General features: G+C 67.9%; 15 protein-coding genes. 8 read left to right on the forward strand and 7 right to left on the reverse strand.

Features of this window, described 5'->3' with window-relative positions; genetic code table 11:
- The first annotated feature begins 20 nt into the window (after positions 1 to 20).
- A complete protein-coding gene (locus ACFFGN_RS16670; RefSeq protein ID WP_380048404.1) occupies positions 21 to 710 on the forward strand; it encodes a hypothetical protein in 690 nt (229 codons plus the stop codon).
- On the opposite strand, the gene ACFFGN_RS16675 is transcribed toward ACFFGN_RS16670, so the two are convergent.
- Genes ACFFGN_RS16675 through ACFFGN_RS16690 form a run of 4 tightly spaced genes read right to left on the reverse strand, consistent with a single transcriptional unit; the run spans position 703 to position 4,939 of the window.
- Complete coding sequence (locus tag ACFFGN_RS16675; RefSeq protein ID WP_380048406.1) at positions 703 to 1,542, reverse strand: MaoC family dehydratase; 840 nt, start codon at positions 1,540 to 1,542, stop codon at positions 703 to 705. The genes ACFFGN_RS16670 and ACFFGN_RS16675 overlap by 8 nt on opposite strands.
- Position 1,543: 1 nt before the next feature.
- A complete protein-coding gene (locus tag ACFFGN_RS16680) occupies positions 1,544 to 2,878 on the reverse strand; it encodes a 3-oxoacyl-ACP reductase (RefSeq protein ID WP_380048408.1) in 1,335 nt (444 codons plus the stop codon).
- A gap of 13 nt (positions 2,879 to 2,891) precedes the next feature.
- Positions 2,892 to 4,169 carry an acetyl-CoA C-acetyltransferase gene (locus tag ACFFGN_RS16685; RefSeq protein WP_380048410.1) on the reverse strand — a complete coding sequence of 426 codons (1,278 nt, stop codon included), beginning with the start codon at positions 4,167 to 4,169 and terminating at the stop codon, positions 2,892 to 2,894.
- The gene (locus ACFFGN_RS16690) at positions 4,166 to 4,939 is read right to left on the reverse strand and encodes a TetR/AcrR family transcriptional regulator (RefSeq protein WP_380048413.1); all 774 of its coding nucleotides are present in this window, start codon (positions 4,937 to 4,939) and stop codon (positions 4,166 to 4,168) included. Before ACFFGN_RS16690 ends, ACFFGN_RS16685 begins: the two co-directional genes overlap by 4 nt.
- 102 nt (positions 4,940 to 5,041) lie before the next feature.
- Between ACFFGN_RS16690 and ACFFGN_RS16695 the strand changes: the two genes are divergently transcribed.
- The 3 genes from ACFFGN_RS16695 to ACFFGN_RS16705 all read left to right on the forward strand — a co-directional run bounded on the left by ACFFGN_RS16695 (position 5,042) and on the right by ACFFGN_RS16705 (position 8,930).
- On the forward strand, positions 5,042 to 6,376 hold the full coding sequence (locus ACFFGN_RS16695; protein ID WP_380048415.1) for an acyl-CoA dehydrogenase family protein: 1,335 nt from the start codon (positions 5,042 to 5,044) through the stop codon (positions 6,374 to 6,376).
- 30 nt (positions 6,377 to 6,406) lie between these two features.
- Complete coding sequence (locus ACFFGN_RS16700; protein ID WP_380048417.1) at positions 6,407 to 7,648, forward strand: GNAT family N-acetyltransferase; 1,242 nt, start codon at positions 6,407 to 6,409, stop codon at positions 7,646 to 7,648.
- A 169-nt stretch (positions 7,649 to 7,817) separates the two neighbouring features.
- Complete coding sequence (locus ACFFGN_RS16705; protein WP_380048418.1) at positions 7,818 to 8,930, forward strand: glycoside hydrolase family 62 protein; 1,113 nt, start codon at positions 7,818 to 7,820, stop codon at positions 8,928 to 8,930.
- Between the two features lie 6 nt (positions 8,931 to 8,936).
- Here the strand turns inward: ACFFGN_RS16705 and ACFFGN_RS16710 are convergent, their stop codons facing one another.
- The 3 genes from ACFFGN_RS16710 to ACFFGN_RS16720 form a co-directional block, all read right to left on the reverse strand.
- Positions 8,937 to 9,791, reverse strand: a complete 855-nt coding sequence (locus ACFFGN_RS16710) for a CBS domain-containing protein (RefSeq protein WP_380048420.1) — start codon at positions 9,789 to 9,791, stop codon at positions 8,937 to 8,939.
- Between the two features lie 277 nt (positions 9,792 to 10,068).
- Complete coding sequence (locus tag ACFFGN_RS16715; protein ID WP_380048422.1) at positions 10,069 to 11,265, reverse strand: MFS transporter; 1,197 nt, start codon at positions 11,263 to 11,265, stop codon at positions 10,069 to 10,071.
- 90 nt (positions 11,266 to 11,355) lie between these two features.
- Entirely contained in the window at positions 11,356 to 12,090 is a 735-nt protein-coding gene (locus ACFFGN_RS16720; RefSeq protein ID WP_380048424.1) for an N-acetylmuramoyl-L-alanine amidase, read from the reverse strand.
- Between the two features lie 208 nt (positions 12,091 to 12,298).
- Here ACFFGN_RS16720 and ACFFGN_RS16725 point away from each other — a divergent pair, with 208 nt between their 5' ends.
- From ACFFGN_RS16725 to ACFFGN_RS16740, 4 genes are all read left to right on the forward strand, one after another.
- Positions 12,299 to 13,369 carry a DUF3048 domain-containing protein gene (locus ACFFGN_RS16725; protein ID WP_380048426.1) on the forward strand — a complete coding sequence of 357 codons (1,071 nt, stop codon included), beginning with the start codon at positions 12,299 to 12,301 and terminating at the stop codon, positions 13,367 to 13,369.
- A gap of 283 nt (positions 13,370 to 13,652) precedes the next feature.
- Positions 13,653 to 15,134 (forward strand): amidohydrolase family protein, encoded by a 1,482-nt coding sequence (locus ACFFGN_RS16730; RefSeq protein WP_380048428.1) that lies wholly within the window; start codon positions 13,653 to 13,655, stop codon positions 15,132 to 15,134.
- Positions 15,135 to 15,245: 111 nt separating this feature from the next.
- Positions 15,246 to 16,631: a serine hydrolase domain-containing protein gene (locus ACFFGN_RS16735; protein WP_380048430.1), complete on the forward strand. Its 1,386-nt coding sequence runs from the start codon at positions 15,246 to 15,248 to the stop codon at positions 16,629 to 16,631.
- A complete protein-coding gene (locus tag ACFFGN_RS16740; protein ID WP_380048432.1) occupies positions 16,628 to 17,518 on the forward strand; it encodes a serine hydrolase in 891 nt (296 codons plus the stop codon). Before ACFFGN_RS16735 ends, ACFFGN_RS16740 begins: the two co-directional genes overlap by 4 nt.
- Positions 17,519 to 17,525: the final 7 nt, after the last annotated feature.

The raw sequence follows: 17,525 nt of genomic DNA on the forward strand, positions 1-17,525 counted from the left end.
AGCTCTCGACAGGGGGCGCCATGACGTTGTGGGAGGAAGCGGCGGCGGCATATCCCGGCTTGATGGCGCAGTTGACCGAGGTGGGGCTCGGGGTCAGCGTCTTCCGGGAGGCGTTCGAAGCCGACGAGGTACACGGGCCGTTCTATCGCGAGCTGATCCAGGAGGATCCGCGCGCGACCGGCGGGCTGTTCGGCCACGGGCTGTGGTTCGGCGCGGGCGACCTACCGGTACCGGCCGTGTTCGTACAGCCCGGGCTGGCGCCGTTCCACGGTGCGCCGATCCAGCAGACGCCGCTGGCCTCGCGCCGCCTGGTCGGCCGGACGTTCACCTGGCCGGATACGACGTACGCCGTGGGCCTGCCGACACCGCAATGCCTGATCGCGGCGCGCCGCCTTCCCCAACTCACGCCGACCGCGCAACCGGCTGGGCGGATCGCGCCCGCGCGCGGTCGGGACGTAGTGGTGAACGGTGATCAGCGCTCATGGGTCCGGGCGCTGATTCCGGAGTTCGCGCTGACTCCGCACCTGGGCCGCTGGGGTGAGGTCGCGATGACGGCGGAGGCCATCTCGGCCCCGGGCGACGCCGGCACGCTGGTCCAGCGTGACGACGGGCCCGTGGTCGGACAGATCCTGGCCGGGCAAGCGGGCTTCTACAGCCTGTTCCAGGACATCGAGTACGCCCTGCGCGCGGCCGGCATCGCGCTCAGGTGAGCTTGCCGATCAGGTGGGTGACCTCGCGCTTTTCGTCGTACAGAGCGAAGTCGTCACCGGAATGGGCGAACCAGACCTTTGACGGCAGTAGCAGCGGCTTGCGGAAGTCGACCCGCGCCGTGAAGGCGTCCGGCAGCCCCGTCGACCGATCGATCGAAGCCAGTGCGGCGGCCTTGGCCCACATGCCGTGCGCGATCTGCCGCGGGAAACCGAAGGCCTGCGCGCTCAGCTTGAACAGGTGGATGGGATTGCGATCGCCCGAGGCGGCCGCATACCGCCGGCCGAGATTGCCCTTCAGGTCCCAGGAGGCCGTCGGCTCCAGCGACAGGTCGGGCAGCAGGTCGGCGTTGGACGATTCGTTGCCCGCGCCCCGGCTGAGCAGCGTGGTCACGTCGGTCCAGACCAGCTCACCGTCTTGGCGAACCTCGCTCAGTACGTCGAAAACCGTGCCTTTCGGATGCTTGCGCTCCGGGCCCGACCGGACCTGTACGGACAACTCGGCATGCACTGGGATCGGCCGCACCTGCTTGATCGTGTTGGCCAGGTGCACGATGCCCATCGGCTTGTACGGGAACGACGGGTCCGACATCAGGTCCAGGTGCAGCGGGAAGGCCAGCACGTGCGGATACGTCACCGGCAGCGTCGGCCCGGCGGCGAACCCCGTCACCTGCCGGTACGCCGCGAGGTGGTCCGAGTCCACCTCGGACCGGGGTAGCTCGAGCGTCAGGCCTTCCTCGTCGGGCTCGTACTCCGCCTTGCGCAGCGTGGCCTTGACCGTCCGGGCGTAGAGCGAACCGAGGCCGGGGGGGTCGTCGTACCTGCGGGTGGGCATGTCAGGCGCCGAGCAGACTCTGGCCGCAAACGCGGACGGTGTTGCCGTTGACACCGGCCGAGGCCGGATCCGCCAGCCAGGCGATGGTCTCGGCCACGTCGACCGGCTGACCACCTTGCTGCAGCGAGTTCATCCGGCGACCGGCCTCGCGGATCATCAGTGGCACCTTCGCCGTCATCTGGGTCTCGATGAACCCGGGCGCGACCGCGTTGATCCGGATCTTCGGCGCGAGCGCCTGGACCAGGCCGATCACGCCCGCCTTGGAGGTGGCGTAGTTGGTCTGGCCGTTGTTGCCGGCGATACCGCTGATGGAGGCGACACCGACAACGGTCGCGCCTTCGCGCAGCACACCGGATTCCAGCAGGTGCGCGGTGATCCGCTCGGGCGCGCGCAGGTTGACGTCGAGCACGGCGTCCCACACATCGGTGCGCATGTTGGCCAGGCGCTTGTCCCGGGTGATACCTGCGTTGTGTACGACGATGTCCAGCCCGCCGTGGTGCTCGGTGGCGTGGGCCGCGATCCGCTGCGCGGCGTCGACGGCGGTCACGTCGATGAGCAGCTCGCTGCCGCCGATGGCCGACATGACCTTGCGGAGCTCGTTGGCCAGCTGCGGTACGTCGGCCCCGATCACGGTGGCACCGTCCCGGGCGAGGGTCTTGGCGATGGCCTCACCGATACCCCGGGCCGCTCCGGTGACCAGCGCCACCTTGCCCGCGAGAGGCACGGCCGGGTCGTTGCCGCCGGCCACCGAGGCCGGGCCGACGCGGACCACCTGGCCGGCGACGTACGCCGATTTGGGGGAGAGGAAGAACCTCAGCGTGGAGTCGAGTTGGTGGTGCGCGTCGGGTGCGACGTACACCAGGTTGACCGTGGCGCCGCGCTTGACCTCCTTGCCGAGGGAGCGGGTGAACCCCTCCAGCGCGCGCTGGGCGATCTGCTGCTCGGGGGAGTCGGCCAGCTCCGGCGTACGGCCCACGACGATGACCCGCCCGGCCGCGGCGAGCTGCCGGATGACGGGGGAGAAGAACCGCTGCAGCGAGGTGAGATCCGCCGTGGACGCGATACCGGTGGCGTCGAACACGAGCGCCTTCGGCCGCAGCTCACTGGACGCGACCCCCTCGGCGACCGTGCTGAACGACGCCTCGACATCGCGCAGCAGCGCCTGGATCGCCTTGCCGGTCTCGGTCTCGCCGACACCGCCGACGATGACCGGGCCGTCGATCACCGGTGCTCCCTCGCGCCAGCGTGGCAGCGGGGTCGGGTCGGGCAGGCCGAGGTTCTTGACCAGGGTCTGGCCGAACGGCGTACGGGTGAAGTTCTGGTAGCGATCAGTCATATCCGGCTCCTGCTCACTTCTCGAGAATGGCGACGACGCCCTGGCCACCGGCGGCGCAGATCGAGATCAGGCCGCGTCCGCCGCCGTTCTCGTCGAGCTGCTTGGCCAGCGCGGCGACGATGCGCCCACCGGTCGCCGCGAACGGATGGCCCGCGGCCAGCGAGCTGCCGTTCACGTTCAGCTTGGTTCGGTCGATTTCACCCAGCGGGGCGTCCAGACCGAGGCGTTCCTTACAGAAGATCGGATCCTCCCAGGCCTTCAGCGTCGCCAGCACCTGCGCGGCGAAGGCCTCGTGGATCTCGTAGTAGTCGAAGTCCTGCAAGGTCAGACCGGCCCGCGCCAGCATCTTCGGCACGGCGTAGGCGGGGGCCATCAGCAGACCCTCGGCGCCCTTCACGTAGTTGACCGCGGCCGTCTGCGAATGCGTCAGGTACGCCAACGGGCGCAAGCCGTGCTCCTGGGCCCACTCGTCGGTGGACAGCAGCACGGTCGACGCGCCGTCGGTCAACGGCGTCGAGTTGCCCGCGGTCATCGTCGCGGTCTCACCCTTGCCGAAGGCGGGCTTGAGCTTCGCCAGCTTCTCCACGGTGGTGTCGGGACGCAGGTTCTGATCTTTCTCGAGGCCGAGGTACGGCGTGATCAGGTCGTCCTGGAAACCACGCTCATACGCCGCGGCGAGGTTGACGTGCGAACGGTAGGCCAGCTCGTCCTGGGCCTCCCGGGTGATACCCCACTCGAGCGCGGTCAAGGCGGTGTGATCACCCATGGACTTGCGCGTCCGCGGCTCGGCGTTGCGCGGGATCTCCGGCACGATGTCCTTCGGGCGCAGCTTCGCGAGCACCTTGAGCCGGGCCTGCGCGCTCTTGGCCCGGTTGAGGTCGAGCAGTACCTCGCGCAGGTGGTTGTTCACCGCGATCGGCGCGTCGGAGGCGGTGTCGACACCACCGGCGATACCCGAGTCGATCTGGCCGAGCGCGATCTTGTTGCCGACGAGGATCGCCGCCTCCAGCCCGGTCCCGCAGGCCTGCTGCAGGTCGTACGCCGGAGTGGTGGCGGCCAGGCGGGAACCGAGCACGACCTCGCGGACCATGTTCCAGTCGCGGCTGTGCTTCAGCACGGCGCCGGCCACGACCTCGCCGAGTTCCTCGCCCGCGAGGCCGGTCCGCTCGACCAGGCCTTCGAGCGCGGCGCCGAGCATGTCGGAGTTCGAAGCGTGGGCGTAATTCTTGTCCTGCCGGGCAAAGGGAATGCGATTCCCCGCGACGATGGCAACCTTGCGAATCTCGGTCACGTGCTCTCTCCTGCGGTTCGGTTGCTGGTCTTTCGGCTTGGTGCGGTCTTGCGGGGCGTCTTGGGTTGTTTCGGCTGCTGTAGGGCGAGCTGGCCGATGGCGGTCGCGAGGGTGGCGGTGATCGCGGTGGCGCGGACGGTGGCGATGTCGGCGTGGTGTACGACCGGGTGGCCGGGTGTGTCGCCGGACACGATCAGGCCCATGCGCGCCATGTGCATCGCGCCGAGGGTCTGCGTGTAGAGGTGGTTCGCCAGATAGTCCGCGTCGACGGACTCGAACACCCCGGCCGCCTGTCCGGCCCGGAGAATCGTCGCGATCCGGCCGAGTGCCGTGGCCATCGCGGATCCGAGCTTGAGCATCACCGGCTCGGTGATCTCGCCGAACAGCTCCTCGCCGGTACGCCGCAGCAGGCTCATCGCGCAGTCGGCGAAGGCCGGATACTCCAGGCAGAAGTCGACGAACACCTCCGACAACGCGCGAAGGCGGTTCAGCGCCGTACGCCGCGGGTTGTCGACGCCGACCATGCGCTCGTCCAGCTCGGCCAGGTAGTCGACCAGGGTGAGCGCGAAAAGTTCTTCCTTACCGGCGAAATGCCGATAGATCAGGGCCTTGTTGATGCCCACCTTTTTCGCGATGTCGTCGATCTGGGCGTCGATCGCGCCGCGGGTGTCGAACAGCTCCCGGGTGGCCGCGATGATCTCCCGCTCCCGGTCGCGACGACGCTCCGCCGTGGTCCGGCGGCGTCCGAGCGCGAGCAACGCGGAGCTCATGACCCGATCTTAGTCACACGGCTGGCCGCTGGTGCAAACGGTAGTTACACTCGTGGGTAACATCACCGTTTTACCCCCTGCAGCTTGTTCCGGAGGACCTTGATGACCGTGACCGAGACGACTCCCGCTCAACCTGATTCTGCTCAGGCCGCCGATGTGATGGCGCTGGCTGGGGAGCTGGCCGCCGAGCGGTCGAAGCCCGAGTGGCGCACGTTCTCGCTGGAGCTGAACGACGAGCAGCAGGAGATCCGGTCCTGGGCCCACGAGTTCGCCGCGTCGGTGATGCGCCCGGCGGCGGAGGAGTGGGACGAGCGCGAAACCACGCCGTGGCCGATCATCCAGGAGGCGGCGAAGATCGGCCTCTACAGTCTCGACTCGAACATCAACCTGTTCATCGACCCCTCCGGCCTGCTGATGCCGCTCGTGCACGAGGAACTGTTCTGGGGTGACGCCGGCCTCGGCATGTCCCTGATGGGCACCGGTCTGGCCAGCTCCGCGATCTTCTCCAACGGAACGCCCGAGCAGTGGAGCGAGTGGCTCCCGCGTTGTTACGGCACGGCCGACGACGTGAAGGTGGCCGCGTTCTGTTCGTCCGAGCCGGGCGCCGGTTCCGACGTGTCCGCGATCCGCACCCGCGCGACGTACGACGAAAAGACCGACGAGTGGGTCATCAACGGGCAGAAGGCCTGGGCCACCAACGGTGGTATCGCCGACATCCACGTCGTGGTCGCGTCGGTGGACCCGACGCTCGGCAGCAAGGGCCAGGTCGCGTTCGTCGTACCGAAGTCCGAGGTCAAGGGCCTCGAGATGGGCACCAAACTCCGCAAGCACGGCCTGCGCGCCTCCCACACCGCGGACGTCTTCTTCGACAACGTGCGCATCCCCGGCAAGAACGTGCTCGGCGGCAAGGAAAAACTCGACGCGCGTCTGGCCAAGGCTCGCGAGGGTGGCTCGTCGCGGGGTAACGCCTCGATGGCGACCTTCGAGATGACCCGACACATCGTTGGTGCCCAGGCGGTCGGTATCGCGCGTGCGGCGTACGAGTTCGCGCTGGACTACGCGAAGGGGCGCGAGCAGTTCGGCCGGCCGATCATCGAGAACCAGGGCATCGCGTTCAAACTCGCCGACATGGCGATGGAGATCGACGCGGCCCGTCTTTTGGTTTGGCGCGCGGGCTTCATGTCGGCGGCCCTGATGCGCGGCGAACAGCCCAACTACCGCAACGGCGAAGGCTCCATGGCCAAACTCAAGGCCGGCGAAGTCGCCGTCAAGGTAACCGAAGAAGCCATTCAGATCCTGGGCGGCAACGGCTACACCCGCGAATACCCCGTCGAACGAATGCACCGAGACTCCAAGATCTACACCATCTTCGAAGGCACCAGCGAAATCCAGCGAGTGGTCATCTCCCGCGCCATCTCCGGCATGCGCTTGCGCTAACACCCGGCGTTATTGGGTCGAGGATTGTCGGTGGGGCGTGTGACGATGCTGGGCATGGTGAACTCGGAGTACGAGGTGCGGGCGGCGCAGGCTGGGGAGTATGACCAGTTCGCGGGGTTGTTTGCGGCGGCGATGATGTTCGAGAGCTCGCCGGGTGAGCTTGATCGCGAGCTGTTTGAGCCGGAGCGGGCGCTGGTGGCTGTGGATGGCGGTCAGTTTGTTGGTACGGCGAAGGCGATGACCCGGGATTTGTCGGTGCCGGGGGCGGTGGTGCCGGCTGCGCACGTCACGGCGGTTGGTGTGCGGGCGACGCATCGGCGGCGGGGGATTCTGTCGAACCTGATGAGCCGGCAGTTGCGCGAAGTGCCTGAGGCGCTGGCGGTGCTGTGGGCGAGCGAGCCGGGGATCTACGGGCGGTTCGGGTACGGCTCGGCGGCTTGGGGTGTCTCGTATGAGGCCGATCTGCGCAACATCAAGCCGTATCCCGCGCCGAGTGATGCGGGGCGTCTTGAGGAACTGCCGGCCGAAGATGCCGCGGCTCAGTTGGCGCCGATGCTGCAGGGGTTGCAGGGAAAGCGGCCGGGCGTGTCGGGTCGGTCCGAGTTGGAGTGGCGTAGGCGGCTGGAGGATAAGCCCGATCATCGTGGAGGTAAGACTGCGCGCCATATCCTCGTGCACCGTGACGAGGCAGGCGCCTTGGACGGGTACGCGTTGTGGCGCGGCAAGATGAATTGGGCGCCAGGTGGTCCGGCTAACGAGGTAAGCGTGGAGGAGTTCGTCGCGCTTCACCCGACCGCGTATCACGCGTTGTGGCATCACCTGCTGACGCTCGACCTCGCGGGCAAACTCGAGTACGGCCATGGCGCGCTGGATGAGCCGCTGCAGCAGTTGGTGGCCAATCCGATGGCGCTTACCCGGCGGCTGGGCGAGTCGCTTTGGGTTCGGATTACCGATGTCGGCCGCGCGATGGCGCAGCGCCGGTATGCGACCAATGTGGATGTCGTGATCGACGTGACCGATGACCTCATCAAGGCCAACAACGGCCGGTATCGGCTCACCGGTGATACGGACCAAGCCACTTGTGCACCGACCGAGGCGGCCCCGGACGTCTCGCTCTCGGTGCGAGAGCTTTCGGCGGCGTACCTGGGTGGGCGTCCTCTGAGTGAGTTCGCCGCGACTGGTGGAGTCACGGAGAACACCGTCGGTGCGCTGAACAAGCTGACAACGGCCCTTTACTGGCCGGTCGCTCCGGTGAGTATCGAGATCTTCTAGGCCGCGGGGCGACGGGGAGCGGGCGGTTGCCAGTTGTTGACAGCTTTCGGCTGAACCGGTCGGAGCGGCTGTAGGGCGGTTACTGTTCGGCACAGCACGCTCACTCGTTGTGGATTCACGGACGCCGTGAGCGGTGGAGTTCCCGATCGCCCCTCTGGAGGTCTCCGCTATGCATCGATCAGCTGCGATCCGGTTAGCCCTGGTGATGGCGGTGACGGTCTTGGCGCTGCTCGCGCCGACCGCACAAGCCGACGCGCCGACCGCACAAGCCGACGCGCCGGCCGCACGAGCCGACGTGCCGGCGGCAGCGAGTCTGCCGGCGAGTTTCCAGTGGCGCTCCAGCGGCCAGCTGATCGGGCCGAAGTCGGACGCCACGCACTCGATCCGGGCGGTGAAGGACCCTTCGGTGGTCTACCACAACGGCCGGTGGCATGTGTTCGCGACTACGACGAACAGCCGGGGCGGGTACGGCATGGTGTACCTGAACTTCACCGACTGGGCGCAGGCCAACCAGGCGAGACATCACTATCTCGACACCACCGCTATCGGCGGCGGGTACAAGGCGGCTCCACAGGTCTTCTACTTCGCGCCGAAACGGCTCTGGTTCCTGGTGTATCAAACCGGCGCCAACGCGGCGTATTCGACCACGAGCGATATCAGCAATCCGAGATCCTGGTCCGCGCCGCGAAACTTCTACTCGAGCATGCCGCAGATCGTGGGGGACAACATCGGCAACGGCCACTGGGTCGACTTCTGGGTGGTGTGTGACAGCGCGCGGTGCTACCTGTTCTCGTCTGACGACAACGGTCATCTGTACCGTTCGCAGACCACGGTCGCGAACTTCCCGAACGGCATCACGAACACCGTCATCGCGATGCAGGACCCGAACCGGTTCCGGCTGTGGGAAGCGGCGAACGTCTACAAGCTTTCGGGTAGTTCCACCTACCTCCTACTCGTCGAGGCGATCGGCAGCGACGGCCGGCGGTGGTTCCGCTCGTGGACTGCTCCGGCGATCACCGGGCCCTGGACGGCCGCTGCGGACACCGAGGCAAATCCCTTCGCCCGGTCGAACAACGTCACGTTCCCCGGCACGGCCTGGACCCGCGACATCAGCCATGGCGAGATGATCCGCAGCGGGACCGACCAGACGCTGACCATCAACCCGTGCGCCTTGCGCTACGTGTACCAAGGCCACGATCCAGCTGCCAAGGATCCGTACAGCCTGCTGCCCTGGCGGTTGGGCATGCTCACACAGACCAACTCCACCTGCCTGCAACCCTGATCGGTGTCAGGGGAGGTCGGCGGCGGACACGAGACCCGTTACGTGGCCGGCGGCGTCTACTACAGGGATGGCCGGGCAGTGGGAGCGGGCTAGGAGCGCGGCTAGTTCGTTGACCGGGGTGTCCTCGGAGACCGTGATGATGTTGGTGTCCATGACTTCGCGAGTACGGCGGGCCGCCGGGCGGTTCGCGGGCTCAGCTGGTTCGGCCGAGACGAGGCGTTGGCGGAGTTCCGATTGGGCCGGGCGGAACGGGGCGAGGGCCTCGGCTAGTTCGGCGGCCGTCTTGTAGGGGCGTCGTACAACCCTGCGGAGGCTGCGGCTGAGGCGGAGGCTGTGCGCGTTCGAGGTGAGCATGCGGCGTAGTGCGTCGGTGTCGCGCCGTGGTTCGTCGAACATCCGCCAGGCCGAGGCGTGTAAGCCGACGCCGAGGACTTTCACCACGCCGGCGTCGCTCCAGACGATCGAGTCGGTGTTCAGGTGGCCGTGGTGGAGGCCGGCGGCGTGCGCGGTGGCGAGGGCGCAAGCGGCTTCGGCGATGAGGTCGACCATGGCGTCGGTGGTCAGCTCGAGGTCGGCCAGCTTGGTGCCGGATACCCACTCGGTGGCGATGAAGCCCGGATCAGCGACCAGGTCCAGTACGCGGATCAGCCGGTCATCGGTGAGTTGGCTCAACGAGCGCGCGGCCTCGGATTGCTGCCGGGCCGCGGCCGGGGAGGCGGGGAGGAGGTGGATGGCTACCGGGCGGTTGAGGACTTCGTCGGTCGCCTGCCAGGTTCGTGGTTCGGCCGTATCGCCGAGCGGCCGGGTCAACCGGTATCGCCCGTCGAGGGGTACTTCACCTGGTTCCGCGCCACCGTCCATCTCTACTCGCCGCTTCGGTTCTGGCTGCCGCTAGATCGGCCTGCCTAATACCAGTAACCACTGCCGTCAAATCGAAACAGGTCAGGACGGTTCGAGGCGCACGCAGCAGTGGCCTTCTCCTGGCGCGAGGCGGGCCTTGAAATCGGTGGTGCCGAGGCCGGTCAGGAGACCGTCGAGCCCGGCGGACCACGTAGTCGTACAGGCGTCGCCGCGTCGGTTCCTCCAACGCGGCGACGGCCAGGATCCGGCTCTCCCGGGTGTTGTCCACACCTCAACTCTAAAGGCAACTTCGATTGGCAGAAATCCGGTAGAGAACGAGGGCCAGGCCCAGCAGGGCGATACCGGCCAAAGGCGCCGGCGTGAAGGCGGCGGAGGGCCCCCAGGTGTCGGCGGCTCGGCCGGCCAACGACGCAGCCAGGGCGGAACCGGCCGCGCTGGCGGAGTTGTTCCAAGTGAAGGCCTGGGTGAGAGCACCTGGGCTGACCGCCTTCTCGGTGAGGACGTTCAGCAGGACCAGGGTCGGTGGGATCGCCAACTCGGTGATCACCACGGCGGCGGCGAGCCAGAGCGCGGATGGCGCGAGGGGGAGTAGCAACGCGGTACCGGCCAGATAGGCGGTGACGGCAACGAGTTGACGCCTCGGTGGCATCACGCGCTTGCGGCGTCCGTAGAGCCAGCCCGACAGCAGTCCACTGAGGCTGCAGGCGGCGATGATCCACGCGGCCGCGCCGGGAACGCCGTTGCTGATCGCGAACGCCGTCACCGCCACTCCGATGGTGCCGAAATACAAACCGATGGCGAGATTCTGCGCGAGCAGGATGAGGAAGGTCGGCCGGAGCAGGGAAGACCTTTCTCCGGGCGTGCGATCCACCCGGGCTGGTGGAGGTGCGGTACGGCGTTGCGTGGCGAGCGCCGTACCGCCGCCGAGGATGAGCGTCGCGGCGATGGCTGTTGCCAGGGCGGTGTTGCCGGTGGCACCGAGTGCCGTGGCCAGGACAGGTCCGACGAGGAACGCGGTGGCGTTGGCGAGTGACTCCAGGGAGAAGGCGCTGGGGAGTTCGTCGGCGCGTTCGGCGCGGAGCAAATGCGCCCACCTGGCGGACGACAAGGCGCCGAGCTGGGGGACTGCCGCACCGGCGCAGGTGGCCGCGACGATCGCCGTGGTCGAGGTGTTGGAAGTGAGTACGGCGACTATGGCGGCGCCATGCACGACTAGGAACACCGGCAGGGTGTGGGTCTGGCCGAATCGGTCGATCAAGCGGGCCAACTGTGGACCCGCTAGCGCTTCGGCTAGGGCGAATCCGGCCGTGGCGAGGCCGGCTGTTGCGTAGGAGCCGGTTCGGGCGTGCAGCAACCAGACCAGGCCGAGGCCGGTCATAGCGATGCCGATACGGCCGACGGCGGCGGTGAGGAAGAAGGCGGCTGCACCGGGAGTGCGCAGCAGAGGACGATAGCCGGTAAGGGCGCGAGACATGCGTGTCCTTCGTCGCCGCCGACATCGGGCGGGACAGACGAGGTGCCCGGGACAATGCGGACCTGAGCGACTACGAAGGACGATACAGCTTTAGCTGGGCGGATCCTCCTGGTTTTCCGGTACGGCGGTGGCGCTGCGGTTGGCTTCGATTCGGTCGAGTTGCTCCTCGAGGGCGCCGCGCTCCTGGAACTCCTGGGCCAGCCAGGCGGCCGCGCGTAGGGCGTCTCCGACGGTGACGGCCTGGCCGTGCTGGTTGTTCGTACCCAGGCGGAAGTTGAGCAGCTTGAAGATGTCCGCGTCGGTGAGTGGCATGTCGTCGTCCTCCGGATTCGGGCGGGGAGCACCTCGGCGGGCCCAGGAGTAGAGCTGGTCGCCGGGGCAGTCGGTCTGCTGCATGTCGCGGTGGCCGCGCAACGCGTCGCCCGCGCCGCCTTGGCCGCGGCAATAGTCGATGGCGTCGCGCGCGGCCGTCAGCAACGCGGGTGGTGCCGGGCCGCTTCGGGTGCCCCACATGCACTGGACGGCGTACCAGGAGGTGTTGACGTCGACGTTGCCGTTGGCGGCCGAACGGCGGTTGAGACCGCGGCCCTCGAACACATAACCGTGCGGGCAGGCGAGGAAGTTGTAGGCGATGTCGGACCAGCCGCGGCCGTCCATGTGGTACGCCTGGATGCCGCGCACCTTGTCGTCGCACGTGGTGTGCGACCAGGGCCACGCCCAGCCGCTGCCCTCCCAGTGAACGCAGACCCCGCGTGGATCGAACGGGCCGGCCGAGCCGGATCCGCGCGGCCGTGCGCGCCACTCCGCACGCGTCACAAGCTGCATCTCCCGCTCCCTTCAGACTGCCTCGTGTCTGTCGGAGATCGTGAAACTACACAGAGTCATCCACCTTAGCCCTAACTCGGCAAACGTCTACCCCTGGGGCTATGTGCGTTGAGCTGATCGAGCTGCCGGGGAGCTCGGTGTCGCTGATAGGTGGACTCGCGTGCGTTGGTTACGGGTTGTGACGGGCGCTTCAGGGCATGGTTGAGACATGCAACGAGTTGGCGAGAGCCCGGTGGCGGGCGGTTTGAGGCGCGCGGCGCTGAGCGGCATGGTGCTGGCGCTGGCCGCCGCCGGTTGTACGTCGGACAGTCGCACCGACGGCGGGCCGTCCTTCACATCGACGGCCTCGGGCCCGGTCGTGGACGGCGGCGTCAGCATGGAAGGGCGCGCGCCGTTGACCGGCGTACCGAGCAAGAACGCGCTCGCGCGGCCCGCGATCACGGTGAAGATCTCGAACACCCGGGACGCGCATCCGCATCGGGGTCTGGGGGAGGCGGACCTGGTGTTCGTCGAGCCGATCGCGGGAGCGACGACCCGGCTCGCGGCGATCTACCACTCGAGGCTGCCGGACCAGGTTGGGCCGGTGCGTTCACTTCGCCCGATGGACGCGGCGCTGATCGGCCCGACCAAGGGCATCATCGCGAACACCATGGCCGACAAGTGGGTGCTGGAGTACATGGACCGCTCGTCGGGTCTCGAGAACCTGGGCACGTTGCGCGTCCCCTCTCGCACCTACCGGATCGACAACCGCCGCCGAGCGCCGAACCATGTGTTCGCCCAGCCGACGAAGTTGCTCGCGCTGTCGGAACATACCGCGCCACCAGCTCCGTACTTCGCCTACGCGGCGGACGCGGCCCGATCGACGGCACAACTCGAGGGCAAGAAGGCGGCCGCGGTCACAGTCGGGTACGGCGGAACCTCCACGACCACCTGGCGGTACGACGCCCGCACGCGCCGCTGGCTACGGTCGGAACAGTGGTCGCCCCACCGGATCGAGAACGCCGGCCAAGTTGCCGCCGACAACGTCATGGTGATGAAGGCCGAACGCGACACGAGCTTCACCCAGGCACGGGGATCGATGACGATCCTGGACCTGTTCGACGCGTCCGGGGATCTGCAGCTGTTCACCGGGAACAAGGTGATCGCCGGGCGGTGGACCAAGGGCGCGATCAGCGAGCCGTTCAAGTTCACCACCACCGACGGCAAACCGCTCCTACTCACGCCTGGCACAACGTGGGTCGAATGCGCCTCCACCCAAATGCCCGTCAAGGTCAGCTGACCTCCACACCGAAGCCCTGGCCACTGGGGACACCTTGTGGGATCCGAGCAACCGCAACCGCGTCCTCGCAGGGGTTATAACCCCTGCTCAGCAACGGTTTCCCCTGCTAGCAGTCCAGGCGTACGTTGAGCCGGGCCGCCGCTGTCAGGGGCGAGCGAACACAGACCAATCGACGCAACGCCGTGAGGAAGCGGCTGCGGTTGGTGGTGGGGTCCGAAGTGGGGTGCGTGGACTTGTCGGGGGATCCGAAGATTCGGGTGGGATGCGCTGGCAGGCTGCCGGGATGCAGACCCTTTTGCGCAATGGCCGGGTGATCGACCCCGCGACCGGGTTCGACGGTATCGCCGACGTGCTGATCAAGGCCGGGCGAATCACAGCGATCGGCCCCAACCTCACCGCCGGCACCGCCGAGACCACGGCCGTGGTGGATGTGGGTGGGTTGGTGGTCGGGCCGGGGTTTGTGGATCTGCACAGTCACGTGCATTCGATTGCGGGTCATCGGTTGCAGGCGCTTGACGGCGTCACGACCGCGCTCGACCTGGAGGCAGGGCTGATGCCAATCAGTCGCGCGTACGACGAGGCCGCGCGCGACGGACGGCCACTCAACTACGGCTTCTCCGCCTCCTGGGGTGCCGCCCGCGCCCTCGCACACCTCGGACTGGAACCAGACGCCCGCCTGGAAAGCGGCCTCGAGATCCTAGGTGACCCACGCTGGCAGCGAACCTCATCCAAAGCCGAACTCACCACCTGGCTGGCTCTGCTCGAACGCGAACTCGCCGACGGCGCCTTGGGCATCGGGGTCCTCATGGGCTACGCCCCACGCACCGACCCAGCCGAGTTCCTCGCGGTCGCCAGGCTCGCCGCCGCGGCGGGCGCGCCGACGTACACGCATGTGCGCGAGCTGATCGAGGCCGATCCAACCACGCCGGTGGACGGCTCGGAGGAACTGGTGATCGCGGCCGCCGAGACCGGTGCCGCGATGCACCACTGCCACGTCAACAGCACGTCGCGACGGCACATCGACCGCGTACTCGGCCTGCTGAAACGCGCTCAGGCCGAAGGTTCCCGCGTAACGGTCGAGGCCTACCCGTACGGCGCGGGTAGTACCGGTATCGGCGCGTTCTTCCTCGCGCCTGAGCGGCTCAAGCCCTGGGGAATCCAGCCGTCGAACATCGTCCTGGTCGAAACCGGCGAGCGCATCACGGACGAGGCCCGCCTGCGCCACATCCGGGCGACTGATCCCGCGGCGGAGTGCATCGTGGAGTTCCTCGACGAGGGCGATCCAGCCGACCTCGAGCTGATTCGGCAGACCCTCGCCTATCCCGACTCGATCGTGGCGAGTGATGCCATGCCGACGTTGTGGGGCAACGGTGTCACCGACACCCGGGAATGGCCGTTGCCACCAGGCGGCCGGACGCATCCACGGACGGCTGGCACGTTCGCGAAGTCGCTGCGGTTGATGGTGCGCGAGTCCGGCGCGTGGAGCTGGGTCGAAGCGTTCCGCCGGTGTTCGTATCTGCCGGCGCGAGTACTCGACGACATCGCGCCGGGCGCCCGCGGCAAGGGCCGGCTCGCGGTCGGGGCAGACGCGGATCTGGTGGTGCTCGATCCGGAGCGGATCACCGATGCCGCGACGTACTTCGACTCCGTACGGCCGTCCGTTGGCGTGCGCCACCTGTACGTCGCCGGCACCGCGGTGGTGCGCGACGGCGAGATCCAGGTGGACGCCTACCCGGGCCGCCCGCTGCGCGGCGAACCGGCCTGAAACTTCCGTACCGGAGAACCACAAAGGCCCGGAATCTTCGTGCTACGGCACAAGGCCGTACGGCGCCGGTCTCCCTACTGTCGGCTCAACCCCCAACGACGAGGAGTGCACGTGTCGAAGCTTGCGAAGGTCGAAGCCTGGTTGGAGCAGCGCCTGCCCGAACTGCTCGCCGAGTACAAGGTGCCTGGCGCGGCGGTCGCCGTACTCGCCGATGACGAGGTGATCGACGCGGCGGCCGGCGTGCTGAGCAAAGCCACCGGCGTCGAGGCGACCGTGGACTCGGTCTTCCAGGTCGGTTCGATCACGAAGGTCTGGACCACCACGCTCGCGATGCAGCTGGTCGACGAGCAGTTGCTCGACCTCGACAAGACCGTGCGCAGCTATCTGCCGGACTTCGAGATCGGTGACAAGGCCGCGCGGGACCAGATCACGGTTCGCCAGCTGATGTGCCATCTCTCCGGGTTCGAGGGCGACATCTTCACCGATACCGGCCAGGGTGACGACTGTGTCGAGAAGTACCTCGGCGTGATCGCCGACGTACCGCAGTTGTTCGGTCCGGGGGAGATGTTCTCGTACAACAACGCGGGCTATTGCGTGCTCGGCCGGATCGTCGAGGTGCTGCGGGACAAACCGTTCGACAGCTGCGTCCGCGATCACCTCTTCACGCCGCTCAAGTTGACCCATGCGGCGAACGGCGCGGCTGAGGCGATCTTGTACCGCGCGGCCGTCGGGCACATCCAGCCCACGCCGGACAGCGATCCCGAGCCCGCGCCCATGTGGTCGCTGGTCCGGTCGAACGCGCCGGCCGGGTCGATGCTGTCGATGCGGCCGCGGGATCTCGTGAGCTTCGCGCGCATGCACCTGACCGGCGGGCTCGCTGCGGATGGCACGCGGGTGCTCAGCGAGGCGAGTGTCGCCGCGATGCAGCAGCGCCAGGTGGAATTGCCGGAGCTGGCCGTGATGGGCAACGCCTGGGGTCTGGGCTGGGAGATCTTCGACTATCCCGGTGGTCCGGTGATCGGCCATGACGGCGGCACGATCGGCCAGTCGGCGTTCCTGCGCGTCGTTCCGGGCAAGCAGGTGGCCGTCGCGATCCTGACCAACGGCGGTAACCCGATCGCGCTCTACACCGAGGTGATGGGACGGTTGCTCAGCGAGCTGGCGGACGTGGAACTGCCCGGGCTGCCCGTACCTGATCTGACTCAGCCCGCGGTCGACGCCAGCCGGTACGTCGGTACGTACAGCTCGTCGGTCGCCGACACCGTGGTCAGCCAGCACGAGGACGGCACGATCTGGCTGGAGCGAACGCCCAAGGGCATCTTCGCCGAGATGGGCGGCAGCCAGGAGAAGAGCCAGCTGGTGCCATGGCGCGGTGACACCCTGATCCCGCTGGAAGACCCGCGCGGGCTGCACATGCCGCACGCGTTCGTGGGCGACGACGGCAAGGGACGCGCGGCGTACCTGCACACCGGACGGGCTGATCGGCGCGTGTCATGACCGCCGAGATCGACGCCGTTTTCGCCGCGGCGGGCGCGACCGGCTTCCTGCACGCCAGGGAAGTCGGTGTGGCCGACGGGCCCGAGGTCAGCGTGCGCGGTGACGAGCCGGTTGTGCTGGCTTCGGTGTTCAAGATCCCGGTGGCCGTCGCGTACGCCCGGGAGGTTGCCGCCGGGTGGCTGGACCCGTCCGAGCGCACCACCGTCACGGCTCGCTATCGGGTGGGTGGCATCGGTACGGCGGGCTGCAGCGACGACGTCGAGATGAGCTGGCGCGACCTGGCACGGAACATGCTGACGATGAGCGACAACGCCGCCACCGACGTCATCTTCCACCAGGTCGGCCAGGAAACGGTCGACCAGGTGCTGGCCGATCTCGGGTTGAAGCAGACCCAGGTGCTCGGTTGTTGCGAGGACCTGCTCGGTTCGTTGCTGACGGCCCTCAACGTCGGCATGCGCGACGATCCGGACGAGGCGCTCAAGACCGTCGACCCTGAGGTGATCTGGAGTCTGGATCTGCTCGATCCGGCGCGGACGACCTCGTCGACGCCGCGCGAGATGACCACACTGCTGAACGCGATCTGGACCGACCAGGCCGCCACGGCCGAGGCGTGCGCTTCGGTGCGCGACATCATGGCCGACCAGATCTGGCCGCACCGGATGACGTCCGGGTTCGAGAACGGCGTACGGATCGCGGCCAAGACCGGAACGCTGCCGTCGGTCCGCAACGAGGCCGGCGTGGTCACGTATCCCGACGGCCGCCAGTACGCGGTCGCCGTCTTCACCCGGGCCAAGACGCTGGACGAGCGCCAGCCCGCGATCGACGCCTCGATCGGTCGCGCCGCCCGTTTGGCGGTCGAGCAACTGCGAGCCGCGGCCCGGAGCTGACCACTTC

The sequence above is a fragment of the Kribbella deserti genome, from assembly GCF_042434725.1.
GTDB classification, from domain to species: Bacteria; Actinomycetota; Actinomycetes; order Propionibacteriales; family Kribbellaceae; genus Kribbella; species Kribbella deserti.

What these genes read in the sequence shown, in the direction of transcription:
- ACFFGN_RS16715 (WP_380048422.1), bottom strand. Translation starts at nt 11,265, where the DNA reads ATGTCTCGCGCCCTTACCGGCTATCGTCCTCTGCTGCGCACTCCCGGT.
- ACFFGN_RS16690 (WP_380048413.1), bottom strand. Translation starts at nt 4,939, where the DNA reads ATGAGCTCCGCGTTGCTCGCGCTCGGACGCCGCCGGACCACGGCGGAG.
- ACFFGN_RS16675 (WP_380048406.1), bottom strand. Translation starts at nt 1,542, where the DNA reads ATGCCCACCCGCAGGTACGACGACCCCCCCGGCCTCGGTTCGCTCTAC.
- ACFFGN_RS16730 (WP_380048428.1), top strand. Translation starts at nt 13,653, where the DNA reads ATGCAGACCCTTTTGCGCAATGGCCGGGTGATCGACCCCGCGACCGGG.
- ACFFGN_RS16710 (WP_380048420.1), bottom strand. Translation starts at nt 9,791, where the DNA reads ATGGACGGTGGCGCGGAACCAGGTGAAGTACCCCTCGACGGGCGATAC.
- ACFFGN_RS16680 (WP_380048408.1), bottom strand. Translation starts at nt 2,878, where the DNA reads ATGACTGATCGCTACCAGAACTTCACCCGTACGCCGTTCGGCCAGACC.
- ACFFGN_RS16740 (WP_380048432.1), top strand. Translation starts at nt 16,628, where the DNA reads ATGACCGCCGAGATCGACGCCGTTTTCGCCGCGGCGGGCGCGACCGGC.
- ACFFGN_RS16725 (WP_380048426.1), top strand. Translation starts at nt 12,299, where the DNA reads ATGCAACGAGTTGGCGAGAGCCCGGTGGCGGGCGGTTTGAGGCGCGCG.
- ACFFGN_RS16705 (WP_380048418.1), top strand. Translation starts at nt 7,818, where the DNA reads ATGCATCGATCAGCTGCGATCCGGTTAGCCCTGGTGATGGCGGTGACG.
- ACFFGN_RS16695 (WP_380048415.1), top strand. Translation starts at nt 5,042, where the DNA reads ATGACCGTGACCGAGACGACTCCCGCTCAACCTGATTCTGCTCAGGCC.
- ACFFGN_RS16720 (WP_380048424.1), bottom strand. Translation starts at nt 12,090, where the DNA reads ATGCAGCTTGTGACGCGTGCGGAGTGGCGCGCACGGCCGCGCGGATCC.
- ACFFGN_RS16670 (WP_380048404.1), top strand. Translation starts at nt 21, where the DNA reads ATGACGTTGTGGGAGGAAGCGGCGGCGGCATATCCCGGCTTGATGGCG.